This is a genomic window from Alcanivorax nanhaiticus (genome assembly GCF_000756665.1).
Lineage (GTDB): Bacteria > Pseudomonadota > Gammaproteobacteria > Pseudomonadales > Alcanivoracaceae > Alcanivorax > Alcanivorax nanhaiticus.
In genome coordinates this window covers 241560-257921 of the sequence record NZ_ARXV01000001.1, presented here as the reverse complement: position 1 = coordinate 257921, position 16362 = coordinate 241560, and the positions used below count along the sequence as shown (strand labels likewise).

The 16362-nt window shown below is 58.1% G+C and carries 17 protein-coding genes; 11 read left to right on the top strand and 6 right to left on the bottom strand.

Annotated elements, in window-relative coordinates:
• The first annotated feature begins 11 nt into the window (after nt 1-11).
• The 5 genes from Y5S_RS01165 to Y5S_RS01145 are packed head-to-tail and all read left to right on the top strand — an operon-like array spanning nt 12 to nt 3442.
• Entirely contained in the window at nt 12-425 is a 414-nt protein-coding gene (locus Y5S_RS01165; protein WP_035229564.1) for a MerC domain-containing protein, read from the top strand.
• A complete protein-coding gene (locus Y5S_RS01160; RefSeq protein ID WP_081939607.1) occupies nt 391-969 on the top strand; it encodes a ZrgA family zinc uptake protein in 579 nt (192 codons plus the stop codon). The genes Y5S_RS01165 and Y5S_RS01160 overlap by 35 nt, the downstream gene beginning before the upstream one ends.
• Before the next feature lie 2 nt (nt 970-971).
• Nucleotides 972-1673, top strand: coding sequence for an ABC transporter ATP-binding protein (locus Y5S_RS01155; protein WP_197055065.1), 702 nt, complete (start codon nt 972-974; stop codon nt 1671-1673).
• The gene (locus Y5S_RS01150) at nt 1663-2901 is read left to right on the top strand and encodes an ABC transporter permease (protein ID WP_035229559.1); all 1239 of its coding nucleotides are present in this window, start codon (nt 1663-1665) and stop codon (nt 2899-2901) included. Before Y5S_RS01155 ends, Y5S_RS01150 begins: the two co-directional genes overlap by 11 nt.
• A 1-nt stretch (nt 2902) precedes the next feature.
• A complete protein-coding gene (locus Y5S_RS01145; RefSeq protein ID WP_035229557.1) occupies nt 2903-3442 on the top strand; it encodes a DUF3299 domain-containing protein in 540 nt (179 codons plus the stop codon).
• A gap of 215 nt (nt 3443-3657) precedes the next feature.
• Here the strand turns inward: Y5S_RS01145 and Y5S_RS01140 are convergent, their stop codons facing one another.
• The 3 genes from Y5S_RS01140 to Y5S_RS01130 all read right to left on the bottom strand — a co-directional run bounded on the left by Y5S_RS01140 (nt 3658) and on the right by Y5S_RS01130 (nt 6532).
• On the bottom strand, nt 3658-4077 hold the full coding sequence (locus Y5S_RS01140) for a CBS domain-containing protein (RefSeq protein WP_035229556.1): 420 nt from the start codon (nt 4075-4077) through the stop codon (nt 3658-3660).
• 345 nt (nt 4078-4422) lie between these two features.
• Nucleotides 4423-5709 carry an MFS transporter gene (locus Y5S_RS01135; RefSeq protein WP_052041292.1) on the bottom strand — a complete coding sequence of 429 codons (1287 nt, stop codon included), beginning with the start codon at nt 5707-5709 and terminating at the stop codon, nt 4423-4425.
• 124 nt (nt 5710-5833) lie between these two features.
• The gene (locus tag Y5S_RS01130) at nt 5834-6532 is read right to left on the bottom strand and encodes a pirin family protein (protein ID WP_035229554.1); all 699 of its coding nucleotides are present in this window, start codon (nt 6530-6532) and stop codon (nt 5834-5836) included.
• Nucleotides 6533-6871: 339 nt separating this feature from the next.
• On the opposite strand from Y5S_RS01130, the gene Y5S_RS01125 reads away from it, so the two are divergent.
• The 5 genes from Y5S_RS01125 (at nt 6872) to Y5S_RS01105 (ending at nt 12532) form a co-directional block, all read left to right on the top strand.
• Nucleotides 6872-8092, top strand: coding sequence for a M48 family metallopeptidase (locus tag Y5S_RS01125; protein WP_035229552.1), 1221 nt, complete (start codon nt 6872-6874; stop codon nt 8090-8092).
• Nucleotides 8093-8755 (top strand): TIGR00266 family protein, encoded by a 663-nt coding sequence (locus Y5S_RS01120; RefSeq protein ID WP_035229549.1) that lies wholly within the window; start codon nt 8093-8095, stop codon nt 8753-8755.
• 11 nt (nt 8756-8766) lie between these two features.
• Complete coding sequence (locus Y5S_RS01115) at nt 8767-9450, top strand: TIGR00266 family protein (protein ID WP_035229547.1); 684 nt, start codon at nt 8767-8769, stop codon at nt 9448-9450.
• Between the two features lie 10 nt (nt 9451-9460).
• On the top strand, nt 9461-10471 hold the full coding sequence (locus tag Y5S_RS01110; protein ID WP_035229545.1) for a TIGR00266 family protein: 1011 nt from the start codon (nt 9461-9463) through the stop codon (nt 10469-10471).
• Between the two features lie 372 nt (nt 10472-10843).
• Complete coding sequence (locus Y5S_RS01105) at nt 10844-12532, top strand: alpha/beta fold hydrolase (RefSeq protein WP_035229541.1); 1689 nt, start codon at nt 10844-10846, stop codon at nt 12530-12532.
• Between the two features lie 32 nt (nt 12533-12564).
• Here the strand turns inward: Y5S_RS01105 and Y5S_RS01100 are convergent, their stop codons facing one another.
• Nucleotides 12565-13203, bottom strand: a complete 639-nt coding sequence (locus Y5S_RS01100) for an outer membrane protein (protein ID WP_035229538.1) — start codon at nt 13201-13203, stop codon at nt 12565-12567.
• A 269-nt stretch (nt 13204-13472) separates the two neighbouring features.
• Nucleotides 13473-14177, bottom strand: coding sequence for an FMN-dependent NADH-azoreductase (locus Y5S_RS01095; RefSeq protein WP_035229535.1), 705 nt, complete (start codon nt 14175-14177; stop codon nt 13473-13475).
• Nucleotides 14178-14301: 124 nt separating this feature from the next.
• On the opposite strand from Y5S_RS01095, the gene Y5S_RS01090 reads away from it, so the two are divergent.
• Complete coding sequence (locus Y5S_RS01090; RefSeq protein WP_035229533.1) at nt 14302-15210, top strand: LysR substrate-binding domain-containing protein; 909 nt, start codon at nt 14302-14304, stop codon at nt 15208-15210.
• Between the two features lie 4 nt (nt 15211-15214).
• On the opposite strand, the gene Y5S_RS01085 is transcribed toward Y5S_RS01090, so the two are convergent.
• Nucleotides 15215-16036: an arylamine N-acetyltransferase family protein gene (locus Y5S_RS01085; protein WP_035229531.1), complete on the bottom strand. Its 822-nt coding sequence runs from the start codon at nt 16034-16036 to the stop codon at nt 15215-15217.
• Nucleotides 16037-16362: the final 326 nt, after the last annotated feature.

Sequence of the window (16362 nt, the reverse complement as noted above, 5' to 3'; positions counted from 1 at the left end):
GGGAGACAACCATGTTACGTTCACGTCTGGATATGGCGGCCATCGCCCTGTCCGGTATTTGCATGATTCACTGTGTGGCCAGTGTGGCGGGGTTATTCGCCATCGGCTTGCTGTCCGCCTTTGGTCATGTGGATGAAATCTTTCACCTCACCATGCTGGCCTTTATTGTGCCTGTCAGCGCGCTGGCCATTGGTGCCGGGTATCGACGTCACCGCCGCCTGAGGGTCTTGTTGCCGGGCTTGTTGGCGCTGGCAGGTTTATGTCTGTTGGCGGTGCTTGAAGGCGCAATGCACGGCACCTTGTGGGAACCCGTGCTCACCAGTCTGGTCGGAGTATGCTTGGTAGTGACTCATCTGGGGAATATTCGGGCTTGCAGGAACTGTGAGGGACATGATGACACGTCTAAACAACGCTGTGCCGTTTAGTGGCCTGGCCGCCTTGTTGCTGGTGGTCAGTCTGTCGGCTTCCGCCGCCGGTGTGCATCAGCACGGTCTGGCCCAAGCCGCAGTGGTGCTGGAAGAGCAAAATCTGACCGTGACGTTCCGTGCGCCCCTGATGGACATTCTCGGCACAACACAACCACCGGGTGATGCCGCCGCCCGTGTACGCTATGCACAGAGGCTGGCTCAGATTACCCCTCCGGTTCCCGCTTCGCGGGCAGACTGTAAAGTGGTCAGCGCCGTGCAAACCACGGTGGAGCAGCTGTTTCCCGAGGGGCACAACCACCGCCATGATCATGAAAACCACGAAGCTCACGAGCATGACGCGCACGATGATCATCATGACGAACATCAGGATGTGGAAGCAGAGTGGAGCTTTATCTGTCAGCAACCCGATGGCTTGAACGTGCTATTCCTGCCTTTTCTGAACACCTTTTCCAGCCTGACCACCGAGGTGGTGTTGCTGTTACCCTCGGGTCAAAATGCTCAGCGACTTGCCCCCGGTAATCCTCGCATCCCACTGGAGTAAATGTGGTGCTGCATCTGCACGATCTGAAATATTGTCATCCTGGGCAAGACCATCCCTTCCTTCGTGTGTCCGACTTTTTTCTTGAAGCGGGCGAGCGGGTGCTGCTGCACGGACCCAGCGGCTGTGGCAAGAGCACCTTGCTGTCTTTGGTAGCGGGCATTCGCCCGGTGCCGCACGGATCTATCCAGGTGGCCGGGCAGGCATTTTCTGCCTTGTCGCAGCGACGTCGGGATGCGTTCCGGGCTGATCATCTCGGGGTGATCTTTCAAGCCTTCAATCTGCTGCCGTATCTCAATGCGGTGGACAATGTGACCCTCAGCGCCGGTTTCTCGAAGCGGCGTTGTGAGCGGGAAGGGGCACGCAGCAAAGCGCAGCGCCAGCAGGTCGCACGGGCATTGCTGCAGCGACTGGGGCTGGACCCTCAGACGTCGGCGTTACCGGCATGGCAACTTTCCTTTGGTCAGCAGCAGCGGGTGGCGGCGGCCCGTGCCCTGTTCGGCAAACCTGAACTGATCATTGCAGACGAACCGACCTCTGCGCTGGATAACCATAGCCGCGATGTTCTGCTGAACCTGCTGTGCGAACTGTGTGAGCAATCCGGCAGCGCCTTGCTGATGGTCAGCCACGACAACCAGGTGGCCGGGCATTTCCAGCGCAGTGTGAGTTTTGCCAGCCTGAACGGGGAGGGCGACCATGCTGCCTAAGGTGATACTGGCGTCATTGCGAACCCGTCGGACCTCGGCGCTACTGATCGTGGCCGCCATTGCCCTGAGCGTGCTGATGATTGTGGGCATCGACCGGGTGCGCCATCAGGTGCGCGCCAACTTTGCCAGCACGGTGTCAGGTATCGACCTGATTGTCAGTGCCCGTGGCGGGCCCATGAATATCCTGCTCTACAGCGTCTTCCGGCTCAGTGATCCTACCGCCGGTATTCGCTGGCAAACCGTGGAGCATCTGGCGCAACACCCGGATGTGAAGTGGTGGATTCCTATTGCCCTTGGTGATTCCCATCGCGGTTTTCCAGTGGTGGCCACCAATGAGGCCTATTTGACTCACTACCGATATGGTCGTGATCAGGCGCTGGCTCTGCAGCAGGGCGAATGGTTTGTCGGCGCAGATCAGGTGGTATTGGGTAGTGCTGTGGCGCGCCAGCTGAATTACCAGCAGGGAGACAAAGTGGTGCTTGCCCATGGGGCAAGCGGTCCGGCCATCGTCGAGCACGATAACCATCCCTTTACTGTGGTTGGCGTGCTGGCTCCCACCGGGACCCCGGTGGATCAGAGTCTGCATATTTCCCTTGCCGGCATGGCGGCCATCCACAATGGCGGCGCTTTCCTCTCCGGGATGCCTCCGCTGCCCGGCCAGCAAGCGGACAAACCCGATTCGGTGAATGCGGTGATGCTGGGGCTCACACGGCGCACCGCAGTATTGAGCCTGCAAAGGGAGTTGTCGCGTTACAAGCCCGAACCGCTCAGCGCCATAATTCCCGGTGTGCAATTGCAGCGGCTGTGGCGAATTACCGCCGCCGGCGAAAATGCCCTGCGCGCCACCTCGCTGGCGGTGCTGGTGGTGGCTTTGCTGGTGCTGGTATCCACGGTGCTGGCGGCCCTGGAGGGGCGGCGTCATGAGCTGGCAGTACTGCGGGCCGCAGGCGCTGGCCGGTGGGCCGTGTACGGCATCATTGTCGGCGAGAGCCTGTGCCTGACGGTGATGGGGTGCCTGCTCGGGCTGCTGGTGTTGTTTGTGGCCCAGTGGGGCCTGGCTCCACTGGCGCTGGTAGAGTGGTCCCTGCGTTTGCCGGAGCATTTTCTGGCCCTGCGCGAGTTGCCTGCCGTAGCCGCTATTCTTGTTGCCGGGTCTCTGGCCGGGTTAATCCCGGCAGAGAAAGCCTTCCGTAACAGTCTGGCCGATGGCCTGACACCAAGGAACTGACATGCGTGTATTGATCCTCCTGTTTTGTCTGACTCTCAGTGTTCACGCCATGGCGGCACGTGAGCTGGAATGGGATGACCTGGTGCCAGCAGGGTACGAGCCGCAAAAGGTCTACGGTGCCCTGTTCGAGGAAATCTACGGTGACGAGGAGCCGGAAAGTATCGAAGACGGTGATGACAAGGGCGAGAGGATGATGGATGCCATCGACAAGGCCTGGCGCGAAGCCCCGCTCAAACAATCACTGGATAATACTGCTGTGCGTATTCCCGGTTACGGTGTTCCCCTGGATGGCGATGAGGAGTATGTACGGGAATTTTTGCTGGTGCCGTATTTCGGCGCCTGCATTCATACGCCGCCGCCGCCGCGCAACCAGATTATTCTGGTGAAGATGGAAGGGCGGGGCGTGCCACTGGATCTGGCGGTGGATGCCATGTGGTTAGAAGGCACATTGAAAGTCTCCAGCCAGGATACCGAATACGGCACCGCGGGTTATGTGCTGGAAGGCAAAAGTGCGGAGCCCTTTACCGGCTATCCGCAGTAAGCCGGCCCCACTGCTGCTAGCTGTGGGAGCGGCCGTTCGGCCGCGAAACGAAGCAGACGCGAACATCGCGGCGGAACCGCCGCTCCCACAAAGACAACGCGCCTGCAGCCAGGTTGTGGGCGCCTCGCTCCGTTTGCCTGATTCCCGCGAGCACAGAGGAGTGATGCCTTATGGTGCATCATTTTGTGACCCAAAATGATGCACAAAGAGGCCGCTCAGCTGGCTTTCTTGCTCAGTTCGGCCAGTTTCTGATCCAGCATATTGAGAATGTGGCGGCGGCTGATGACGCCAAGCACCTTGTTGTCGGCATCCACCACAGGGTAAATCTTCGGCTTGGCATTGAGCATCTGCTGGGCCAGCGACAGTACATCGCTATCCAGCGATACCGTCAGTACTTCGCTTTGCATCAGGTCTTTCACCGTAGCCACCCGTTGGTTGTGATACACCACCTGTAGCGCGGCCTGCAGGCATTCCCGCTCGCTGATCCAACCCACCAGGGTGCCTGCTTCGTCGGTTACCGGGCTGCCCAGCATGTCCTGCTTGATCAGGTTGCTGGAGGCTTCAACCACCGGCATGTCGGGAGTGATCTGGGCATAACGGGTGCTCATCAGGTCTTTGATAGATGCAGAATCCATGGGGTTACCCCTCGCATTGTTCTCAGGTTATTCATAATGGTGATAACGGCATTTCTGTCGTTGGTTACCCCTAATACTGCGTAAACCGTGCCAACTCTGGCGAGAGACATTGCGGGAGGTTTTGTGGAGCCGGGATTGCGGTGTTTTCCGTAGGAGCCTGCCCGCAGGCGATCCGAGCACTGGCGGGGTAATAAACCGGGTGATGAGTGACGAGAAGCGAGTTTCGAGTTGCGAAAGTCAAAAGCGAAGGTTCTGTTATTCAGCGCATTGCTTGCCGGTGGGAGCGGCGGTTCCGCCGCGAAACCTGCACGAATCACGGCGGAACGTCCGTTCCTGCAAGGCGGGTTAATCTGGGGATTGTTCTGTCTGGCTGACGGAGGACGGCGGCGTTGCCGTTTCTGCGTCTTCTTCTGTGTCCTCCTCCGGAATCATTTCCAATGCTACCTGTGATGTGCGCACCATGGGCACAAAGTGGCTGGAGTGATCGGAGAGATCTTCGCGCAAAACATGCAGTCTCATAAGGGTATAGAGTGCGAGCGCGACCTGCATGATCACAAAGTACAGTGGCAGTGAGCGGGCGCCCAGCAATTCCATGAGCAGGCCCGCCAGGGCGGGGCCAACCGCCGCCCCGACACCATGCAGAAACAGCGCACTGCTGCCGCCAGACAGAATCTGATCCGAGTCCAGCCGATCGATCATATGTGCCAACGCTACCGGGTAAGCACAGAACGCCAGGCCGCCGTAAATGCCGATAGCCAGATACAACAACACCGGCACACTGCTCGACAACCACACCAGCCCGGCGGCCCCGGCGGCAGCCAGGCAGATCACCATCAGAACCGTACGACGGTCATGGGTATCGGAGTAGCGCCCGAGGGGATACTGAAACAGTGCTCCGCCGAGAATGGCCATGCTCATAAAGGTGGCCACACTGCCACTGTCCAGCCCAGCGCGGCTGGCATACACCGGCCCCAGCCCCCAGAAAGCCCCCATGGCGAGGCCCGAAAGCAAGGCACCAGCTACCGACACGGGGGCGGCTTTATAGAGTGCCTTGAAGCGCAGCCGGGTTACGGTTTCCACCGGCGGTTGGGCAAAGCGCGTCCAGGTTACCGGCACCAGACTCACGCTGATCAGCATAGCTGCGACCGCAAACAGCATGAACGACATGGCCGATTCCAGTCGCAACAGCTGTTGCGCGGCGGCCAGTGCGCCCAGGTTCACCGCCATGTACACCGCAAACACCCGGCCACGCTGCTCCGCCGGCGTCTGCCCGTTCAGCCAGCTCTCCACCACGGTGTAGAGAATCACCAGCACAAAACCATTCATCACCCGCAGGGCCATCCACACCCAGGGCTCCACAAACATCACATGCAGCAAGGCAGAGCAGGCGGCCAGCGCCGCACACATGGCAAAGGCACGGATATGTCCGACACGGCGAATCAGGGGCAGTGCGGCAAAGGTGCCGGAGAAATAGCCGAGAAAGTAGCCAGACATGATCAAGCCCAGCGAGCTGTCGCTGTAGCCTTCCAGGCTGCCGCGCACCGCCAGCAGGGTATTGAGTAGCCCGCTGCCCAGCAGCAACAGCGCCACCCCCAGCAGTACGGCACCAATGGGCACAATCAGCGGTAGCATGTTCCCTCCTTGAAACCACGACTCAAGGTCAGTGATAGGAGACAAGCGGGAACCGTGCCAAGTCTGTTTTCAGGGAAGGGGGGAGAGTTTGAGTCACAGGGCTCTGCGGGAGAGCCCTGTGCCATTATGCCGTTTCTACCAGAACGACCTCGCTGTCGGCTTCTGCCTCCACCACCAACACGGTTTCATCGCGGATGGCCAGGCCGTCGCCGGTTTCAGCCAGTACGCCGTTCACGCGAACACGGCCTTTAGCGGGAACCAGGTAGGCATGATGCCCCGCTTCCAGAGGGTACTCGGTGAGTTGGCCCTGATTCAGGGTTGCCGCCACCACTCGTGCGTTGGCATGAATCGGTAGTCCGTCGTTATCCGTGTCATAGCCACTGGCCAGCACTTCAAACGCGCCCGCACGGCTGCCTTTCGGGAAAGGCCGAGTGCCCCAGCCAGGTTCAATCCCGGTGGCATTGGGCAGAATCCAGATCTGGAAAATCTCTGTCTCCGTGTCCTCCAGGTTGTACTCGCTATGCGTAATGCCGGTACCTGCAGACATCACCTGCACATCGCCCGCTTCGGTTCGCCCGGTGTTGCCCAGGCTGTCCTTGTGGGTGATAGCGCCCTTGCGCACGTAGGTGATGATTTCCATCTCCCGGTGTGAATGCGCAGGGAAGCCGGTTTGCGGGGCAATGGTGTCATCATTCCATACTCGCAGGTCTCCCCAATGCATTCGGTCTGGATCGTAATAGTTGGCGAAGGAAAAATGATGCCGCGTATCCAGCCAGCCATGGCGGGCATGGCCCAGTTCATTGCGGTTGCGAAGCTTAATCATGGTGACCTCCTTCAATCAGGCGGAGATGCCTGATCGGTAATGAGGTGTATTTTAGTATCTTTAAAGTTGATAAAAATGGAGAAAAATTACTTGAATTGATCTTCTTTTGTGATGCTTTTGGGGCCTGAGGCTGGGACTGCCGTTCGCTTGATTGCCATGACAGAAGAGACTGGCAAGCACGCTTGAGGGTTGCATTAATAGAAATTCCGTACCTTATTCATAATGATAAAGGTTTACGGAGGAGGGGCTTTTCTCTATAAAGGGCGCTCGAACCAGGCGGTGGTGCAGGGCATTACAGCACCGGATTGCCGCCGTTGACGCACTTTCAGGGAGGAAAAAGTGACGACACAACAGGTCGAGGGCCACGCATTCCATGATGCTTTTGCCAAAGGAAAAGCATCTGGAACCATCACTATCGATGCCAGTGCCGTGCGTTTCCGCAATGATGCAGGCAATGTTGCCTTTCCCCTTGCTGGCGTCAAGGCGCGCTTGGGAGGTGCCAGCGATCGACTGGTATTTTTCGAGCACCCTGATTACCCCGACTGGCAGCTTTACACCTCAGATCGTTCCGTACTGAAGAACCCGCATTTTCAACAACACAAAGGCCTGTCGCGCCAAGTGGCGGGGGCTCGTCGGTTGCGCGTTTTCAACTGGAGCGTGTTGGGTGCTGTTGCAAGCCTGGTGGTGGCGGTGCCGCTGTTGTTCATTCTTTATATGGATGTGGTTACCGGGTGGATTGCCCCGACCTTGCCCGCTGAGTGGGAAGAATCCCTTGGGGAAAGTGCGCTTGCCCAGTACAAGATCAACCAGAACATGATCGAGACTGACGCCGCGAAAGCTTCACTGCAAACGCTTATCGCCCCGGTGCTGGAAAGCGCAGATACCTCCCGCTATGACTTTAACGTCTACATTGCCAATGACTCCGAACTGAATGCCTTTGCCTTACCCGGTGGTTATATCGTGCTGAACTCCGGGCTGCTGTTACGCGCGGAAAATGCCGATGAAGTGCTCGGTGTGTTGGCCCATGAAATTGCCCACGTGACTGAACAACATGGTGTGCGACAGATCATGGCGAGAGCGGGGCTGGTACTGACGGTGCAAGCGTTGGTGGGAGACGTGAACGGCATCATGGCCATGATTAGTGCCGCTGCCCCACTATTGCTTTCTCAAAGCTACTCGCGTGATTTCGAATCCGACGCCGACAAGCGCGGCTTTGATCTGCTGGAGAAAGCGAATATCAATCCCAATGGCCTAGTGTCGTTCTTCGAAAAAATTATCGAAGAGGAGGCTCGTCGGCGTGAGGCGCTGGAAGATGAAGACAGTCAGGCAGTGATTGATAACCTCATGCCGCTGTTAAGCAGCCATCCTGCCACGCAAGAAAGAATCGAAAACATGGAATCCATGATTGCGGACTCAAAGGGCAACTATCGCAATCTGGATAAGGAGTTTCTGGCCTTGCAGGAGCAGGTCAGGGAAGCGGTGGCGGCAATGCCACAGGACGATAACAGGGAAAAGGATGACCTGAATGAAAACACGCAAAGTGAACTTGGGGAGCAATAAATGAAAACTGAAATTAAAGGGGGTGCGGCGTTTTCCTACATTGATATGGATCTGGAGCCTGGTGAGAGTGTGATTACCGAGGCCGATGCCATGTCCAGCATGGATGCCCGCCTGGATCTGAAAGCCATTTTTAACGGTGGCTTGCTACGTGGCTTGCTGCGCAAGTTTTTGGGGGGTGAAACCCTTTTTGTCAGCCGCTTTACCAACAATGCTGACAGCCCGGCCAGGCTGACTATTGTGCAGCCCACGCCCGGTGAAGTGCGCTGCCATGAACTGAATGGCGACAGCCTGTTTCTGCAGCCGGGGGCGTTTCTGGCTTGTGAAGAAACCGTATCTCTGGGGCTGCGCTGGGCAGGTTTCATTTCCTGGATTGCCCGTGAAGGTTTGTTCCGGCTGGAAGTGAAGGGTACCGGTAAGGTCTGGTACGGCGCTTATGGTGCACTGCTTGAGCGGGAAGTGGACGGCGAGTTTATTGTTGATACCAGCCACCTGGTGGCGTACGACCCGACCATCAAGCTCAAGCTACAGCTGGCTGCCGGCCTGTTTTCCAGCTTTTTCAGTGGCGAAGGTCTGGTGACACGCGTGCAAGGGAAAGGCCGCGTGGTAATTCAGACTCGTTCAATCAGTGGTATCACCAGCTGGGTGAATCCCAAACTGCGCTAACCGGGGGAAAAATGGATATTGAATTGTTGCATCGCCCCGGTAATGCCGCGGCCAGAATTACCCTGAAAGAAGGGGAAAGTTGCACCGCAGAAGCCGGTGCCATGATTGCCATGAGTGGCAACATGGGAATTGAAACCACCACCCACAAGCGCGGCAAAGGCGGCTTGTTGAAGGCGGTGAAACGTATGGTGGCCGGCGAGTCCCTGTTCCTGAACCACTTCTCTGTTCCCAGCGGTGAGGGCGAAGTGATTATGGGCACAACCTTGTCGGGCGATATGATGGAATACGAGCTGGATAACGAAAGCCTGATTGTGCAGGGCGGTTCGTTTATGTGTTGTGAATCCGGCGTCGAGATTGATCTGGGCTGGCAGGGCTTCAAGTCACTGTTCTCCGGGGAGAGTGTGTTCTGGCTGAACCTGAAAGGTAGCGGCAAGCTGGTGGTCAGCTCGTTTGGTGCTATTTATCCGGTGGAAGTGGATGGCGAGTACATCGTCGATACCGGTCATATCGTGGCTTTCAACGAAACGCTGGATTTCTCCATCACCAAGGCCGGTAGTAGCTGGTTGCAGTCTTTCCTCGGTGGGGAAGGCATGGTGTGTAAATTCAAGGGCAAGGGAACGGTATGGTGCCAGTCTCATAACCCAAGCAGTTTCGGTTGGGCCATGTCGCCCGGCCTCAAGCAGCGTCGCGCATAGGAGGCATGATATGAGCGAGACAGTGAATATTCGCATCCACCATGATTTCGATGAAACCGCGCTGCAGCAGGCTATTACCGGATTTGCCGCGTTGTTCAAAACGGAAGAAGAAAAAGCATCAAAAGTGTTGCGCAGCGCTCCAGTGGTGATTCGCAAGAATGTCACCCCGGATGTGGCCGAAAAGTTTCGTGCTGCGCTGCAGAACCTGGGCATCGGGGTCACCCTGGAACAGTCTGCCAGCCAGACCGTGGCCGAGCCGGCACCGGCTCCTGTCAGTGAGGCCCCCGCAGCCGAAGCCGTTGCCGAGAAGGCCACGCCCGATAATGCAGTGATAGAAAGCGATAAGGATCACCCCGGCTATGCTTTCAAAATCGAAGGGCGTCCGGACTTCAGTTTTCTCACAGTGACCGTGCCCGCCAATCAGATGATCAAGGTTGAAGCATCTGCCATGGCGACCATGGATACCCATCTGGAAATGAAAACCCGGATGCGCGGTGGCCTGGGACGTCTTGTCACCGGTGAATCCATCTTCATCAACGAATTCACCTCAGCCGGTGGGCCGGGTGAAATCGGTATCGCGCCGGCAGCGCCGGGCGATATGGGGCACGTCTACCTGAACGACGACACCATCTATCTGCAAAACTCCGCCTTTGTGGCCTCAGGTCCGGAAGTGGAAGTGGAAAGTAAATGGCAGGGCCTCACCAAGGGCTTCTTCTCGGGAGAGAGCCTGTTCCTGATCCGTGCCAAAGGCACCGGGGATCTCTGGTTCAACACCTACGGCGCCATGATCGAAATCGATGTGAAAGGCGACTATGTGGTGGATACCGGCAACATTGTGGCCTTCACCGAAGGGCTGGATTACAAGGTATCCAAAGTGGGTGGCTATAAATCCCTGTTCTTCTCAGGCGAAGGCTTTGTCTGCCGTTTCAGCGGGGAAGGCAAGGTGTGGATTCAGACTCGTGGCGTGGATGCGTTCCTGAGTTGGCTGCATCCGTACCGGCCGGTACCAAAACGGAATTAGTCCGCTAACGCCGGTTATTCCTTGGGTAATGAAAAACGAACCTCTTACAGAGGTTCGTTTTTTTTTGTTGTCAGTATAGGAGGTAGCCTGCGCGTTATTCCCTGTCTGGTTTTATTGTTCATGATGGTTTTACAGCCAACGACAAAGAGGAAGTGCCCGCCGCATGACAGAATGCACTCGCGATTGAGCAAAAACGCATGATCTCTGGCGGGTAGATAGGGCTTATGACGTCCCTTCCTTGTGGGGCTAGCGCATCGCTTGTCCTAAAGAGAAATGGCCAACCTCTTTGCTCCTTGGGCATTCCGGGTGAGCGTTTGCTAAGCTTGTAACGCTTTAGGGCGCGAAACGGGGTGTGCTGTTGGGAATAGAATCATGAGTCATGAAACCGGGTTGTCACCGGCTGGGGAGCCGCTAAAGGATGACGACCTCAAAGCACTGGTGATGTCGATCATTCAGGGGAAACAGGATTACGAGCAGCTGGTGGCCTTTCTGGAACCGGCGACCCGCGAGCAGCAGGGGCTGAATTCGGATACTGCCCTGACGCTGGCGCTGCTGATGAAAGAGGTAGAGCAGCAGGCAGAGCTGAACGATCAACTGCGGGCACTGGTGAATGATCAGGGTGCCCCGGCAGTGGTGTTGTCAGCGGAGGGTAGGCTGCTGGCCAGTAACCCGGCCGCAGACAGCCTGTTTGGCTCCCTCCCCGGTAATGACATGGCGAAACTGGGGATTCGCCACGATGAATTTGATGCCTTTCAGCAGCGTATCGTCCAGCATGATGGCCCTTCCTTGTTGCGCACCTATCCCGATACCCAGCAGCAAACGCCGTTGATGTTTATCGGGGTGTATCAGCCGTTGCACCAGATCTTTGTGCTCCGCGCCATTGAATGCCAGTGGTCAGCCGCCATGGATCATGCGCTGAAAGAAATTTTTCTGCTGACCGACGCTGAGCGGGAGATCCTGGCCTGTCTGGCCCAGGGCATGAGCAGTGAGCAGATCAGCCGGCAGCGTAGCAGTTCAGTAGGCACGGTCAGGCAGCAAATCAAGAGTTTGCTGGCCAAGCTGGGAGCATCCAGCCAGGTGCAGGCGGCGGCGTTGGCATCCGCCATTGCCAGCCAGCCGCAGAGCGCTGCTGCGAAGGTATCGCCACCCATGGCGCTTGCCAGCCAGCCGTTGTTCCGGGAAGAGTTGATCCGTGATACCCGGCGGATAGGGTGGCGCCGCTATGGCAAACCCGGCGGCAAGCCGGTGTTGGTATTGCACGGTGCCTACTTTGGCGCAGGGGAACTGGAATCACATCGGGTAAGGGCCAGCCGTGAAGGTCTGGACGTGGTGCTGGTGGAACGGCCCGGTTATGGCCGCACCCAACCCCCGGGCAAAAAAGAAGATGTGCTGCGCACCCAGCTGGAGGATATTGCTGCCGTGCTGGAGGTGCTGGGCTGGTCACGGGTATGGCTGGAAAGCCATGATTTCGGATTTGTGCCAGCCGTGGCGCTGGCAGCCCGGTGGCCGCAACGAGCGGCCGGGTTGCTGGCCATTTCTCCACCCGCCCCCTACGACAGCGAGGCCGGGTTTGATCATATTCCCCGGTATCAGCGCATGTTTATCTGGTCGGCGCGTCACGCCTTCTGGATGATTCGTCTACTGCTCAGGCTGGGGCAGATGAAGGCCCGCAAATATGGCCCCGAGCACTGGATGGAAATGGTGTTTGATGAAGCGCCCCATGAGCTGCCTTTCTTTGAGAGTCCTCAGGGCCGCACGGTGTCGATGAGCGCCTATGCCTTCAATCTGCAACAACACTCCCGCGGGCATGAACTGGATATGCAGGTGGTGGTGGCCACGGACTGGACTCCGTTGCTCAGCCAGCTCAGGTTACCCGTGCAGGTAATCACGGGCGCACGCAATACCACCTTTCCCATCGAACAGGTTCAACGCCTCACCGCGCTGCATGCGCCAATTCAGCTTCAGGTGATTGAGGATGCCGGTTTGACCCTGAGCCTCACCCATAGTGATGCCTGCATGGATGCGCTGCTCAAGCTGATGGAGGGCGCTGAGCCAACATGAAAACGGGGCCAGTGGCCCCGTGTGGTTATCGCTCAGAATTGATACATCACACCAAGCTCAAACGCGCTGATATCTTTCGGTTCCGCCTCGAAAGGGACATCAATCACGTAGTCCAGGCTGTCACCATCGAATGCGCGGTACTCCGCCCGAACGGAGAGCTGCTCAGTGAACTGATAACGGGTGCCCAGGCCCCAGCCGGTGTAACTGCCGCTGTCGCTCCTGGTGGCGCTCATGCCGTTGTTCTGGTTGGTAACGGTGAAATCGGTATCGCCTTCCAGATAAGCCAGCCGGGTATAAACCAGTAGCTCCTCTGTCACCAGATAGCCGGGTATCACGCTCAGCCCCAGGACGCTGTCGGTTTCTGCTTCCAGCTCCCCGTTGAACAGAGTGGTAGAAGCATCACCCATGCTGTCCCGCCACTCCAGCTCACCGGCCAGATACCACTGGCCAAAGCGTTGGCCGTAGCCGGCAAACAAGCCTGCAGCGGTCACGCTATCCGCATCCAGATCAGCCTGTTCCTGCTGGCCGTTGGTGCCGGTGACAGTGATGTCAAAATCCGCCTCGGCCTTGATCAGTGATGCCCCGGCATAGAAAGCCTCGAAAGCCTGAGCGTGGCCAGTGACGCTGGCCAGCGCTGCGGTGATTGCCATGGCGGTGATTGTCTTTTGCATAGTCCTTCCCGTATGTAGTGCGTTTGGTTCGGGTCGGAATCATGCCTGCGGAGAAAACCCGGCCGCATCTACCATCTGGTATAAGCGGGGAAATCCGTCGGGCTTTCGCCATTGGCTTCAGGGTGTGAGGCATCCAGTGTGTGGGACGAACAGAATACCAATACCGCACTGAGCGCCATGCCCATGGCGGTGAGGGTGAGAGAGAAAGGTAAAGGGAGAGGGAGCAACAGGCCGGGCTCTTGTTCCGGGAGCCCGGCCGGATAAACAGCTCACGCCAGGCGAGCCATTGTCTGCACGTCGCTAACACTGTCTTGCAATTGCGCTACCAAGGCGGCGATTTGCTGTTCGGCATGCTCAACAGACTCGGCCAGCCGCTCTCCGCCTTCTTCCTGATGTTCCACCGCAATACGGTGAATGCGGGTAATGCCGATGAATTCCAGTACGGTGGTCAGGCTGGGCTCCAGATGGTTCAACGCGGCCAGCTCGCCGCCGGGCTCAAACCCGGTCCCGCCCCGTGAGGAGAGGATCACCGCATGACGGGGGCGGTCACTCAGCAGGGCAGTGAAAGGGGCTTCCGGGCGGGTTTCGTCGTACTCCACAGTGCGGCCCATCCGCACAATCTGATCCACCCACGCTTTCAGTGCGGCGGGCATACCAAAGTTATAGAGCGGGGCACCGATCACCACCACGTCGGCCGCAATCAGTTCATCAATCAGCACGTCGCTTTCGTGCAGCACCTCTGCCATCCAAGGCTGTTGTTTGTCTGCCGAGGCAAACGCAGAGGCAATCCAGCTCTGGTCGATGAAGGAGGGCGGCTGGGCACCCACATCCCGGTGAGTCACCGTCACGCCCGGCTGGCCAGCCTGCCAGCGACGGACAAAACCCTGGGTCAGGCGGCGGCTCACCGAGCCGTGGGCATCGGTTCCGGCAAGGCCGGGGCGGGCGCTGGCATCCAGTTGCAGAATATGGGGCATGGTATGGCTCCTTGATATTGTGAGTTGAACTCATTCATGTTTTGGCGTGAAATCAGCCTATCGCCAGTGGATAAGCACCCACAAACGATCATTATTTGTTGCTATGAATGAGTAAAACTCAGCTATGAGCCATCGCCGATTGCCGTCCCTGTCTGCCCTGCGAGCCTTTGAAGCGGCCGCCCGACACGAAAGCGCCAAAAACGCCGCCAATGAACTGTCGGTCACCGCCACGGCCATCAGTCATCATATTCGCGGGCTGGAAGAGGCCCTGGGCGTCGCGCTGTTTGTGCGCAAGCCCAGGCAGTTGCTGCTCACGCCGCAGGGCAGGGAGTTGTTTCAGACCCTTGAAGTGGCGTTCGACAGCATTGGGGAGGCGGTGGCGCGGTTGCAGAGCATGCCGGTGCGTCAGGCGGTCACCCTCTCTACGACCCCCGCGGTTGCCGTGCGCTGGTTGTTGCCCTGGGTGTGCATACTCCGGGACGCCCACCCCGATATCGACCTGCGCACCCATGCCTCCCACGAATCCGTGGCACTGGATGGGGTCAGCGCCGATCTGGCCATCCGCTACGGCGATGGCCACTGGCCGGGGCTGGTGGCAGAGAAGTTGTTCGATAACCACTTTATCCCTGCCTGCAGCCCCTACCTGAACCTGACGGACCCGGCGCAGCTCCCCCAACACCCACTAATCCACTTCCGTCCCCACGGCGCTTCCGTTACCCCCATGGATTGGGCAGGCTGGCAAAAGCGCGCGAAAGTACCGGGCCTGGATGTCAGTGCGGGTCTGGAATTCTCCGATGAGACCCACGCGATTTCCGCCGCGATCGGCGGGCAGGGAGTCGCCTTGATGAGTCGGCCCTTGATTGAAGATGAGCTGGCACAAGGACGGTTAGTGCAACCCTTTGGCCCGGAGCTGGAAGGCAAGCCGTTCTATCTGGTGTACCCGGAAAGCCGCCAGGACGACCCCGCCATTCTGGCCGTGCGCGACTGGGTGCTGAATGTCCCCGGCGGGTTATGCCCGCAGCTGATGGGCTAGTCGTTCACGAGTCAGCCAGGCCCTTGCCAACCAGAGTGGCCTCAAGAGGCTGCTGTAGATCGGTCAGATCAATCTGGAACGTCTCGGCCAGCAGCGTGGCCAGTGCCGCTGCGCTGGGGATGTCCTGCTTGTCGCTGCTGCCGTCCGGGTAACGCACGGTATAGAGCGTATTCAGCAAGGTGTGCCTGCGGTCATCCTCCGTGCGGACGGCAATCAGGTTGTTCACAAATTTCGAGTTTGGGTGGCAGGACACGTACCAGTTGGCCATTTCAAAATCGATGGGCCATTGGGTCATCAGATCAAAGCGATACAGCAGCCGCCACTGTTCCCCCAGACACACCTCCAAGCGGTAATGATCTTCCGCAGGGACCACCCGAAACGGTTCCAGTGGTGTCGCCTGGGCAGAGGTGTCATCCAGTCGCAAGGGCGCGGTGGGGGTCATGCCGCCGAATCCCACATCACTCAGATAACGTTGTCCGTCCAGCTCCACCAGCAGCAGCATGTGCGAACGGGGCAGTTGGGCATCCTCCGGGGCATTCCAGTACACCCGCGCGGTGATCCCGCGAACCGTAAAGCCCAATGCCTCCAGCACCGCCATAAACAGCAGGTTGTTCTCAAAGCAATAGCCGCCACGCCCTTGCTGCACCAGCTTGTGCTGCAGACTCTCAATATCCAGCGGCACCGGCAGGCCCAACAGCGGATTCAGGTTCTCAAAGGCAATGTGCTGGAGGTGACGCTGCTGCAGAGTGGCCAGCGTCGTCAGGGTCGGGGCGGGCACACCATCCACGTGTATCCGTTTCAGGTAAGCATTCAGATCGAGGGGCATGGCCAGTTCCTGCGCAAATGTCGGAGGGAAGCATACGGTCCATGGCTGTTGACTGTCAGCCCCTTGTCGAAGGAATACCGGGAATGAAGCCTATTCATTTATTTGCGGCGGAAGATTGTGTACATTCGGGAACCAATAATGAAAAAGAATGAGGTCTGCCAGGAGGGTGGGCCAATCAGGGAAGAGGGATCGGATGCCGTTGTTATGGGGATTTCCCCGTTCCATCACCCGCTATTGCGGGCCACTGCCGCGAGCGATGTTGTGCTCGTGCCCCCTCCTGTTTTGCTCGTTGTATATCCGTGCCGAACTCTTCCTTCTCGCTAAAC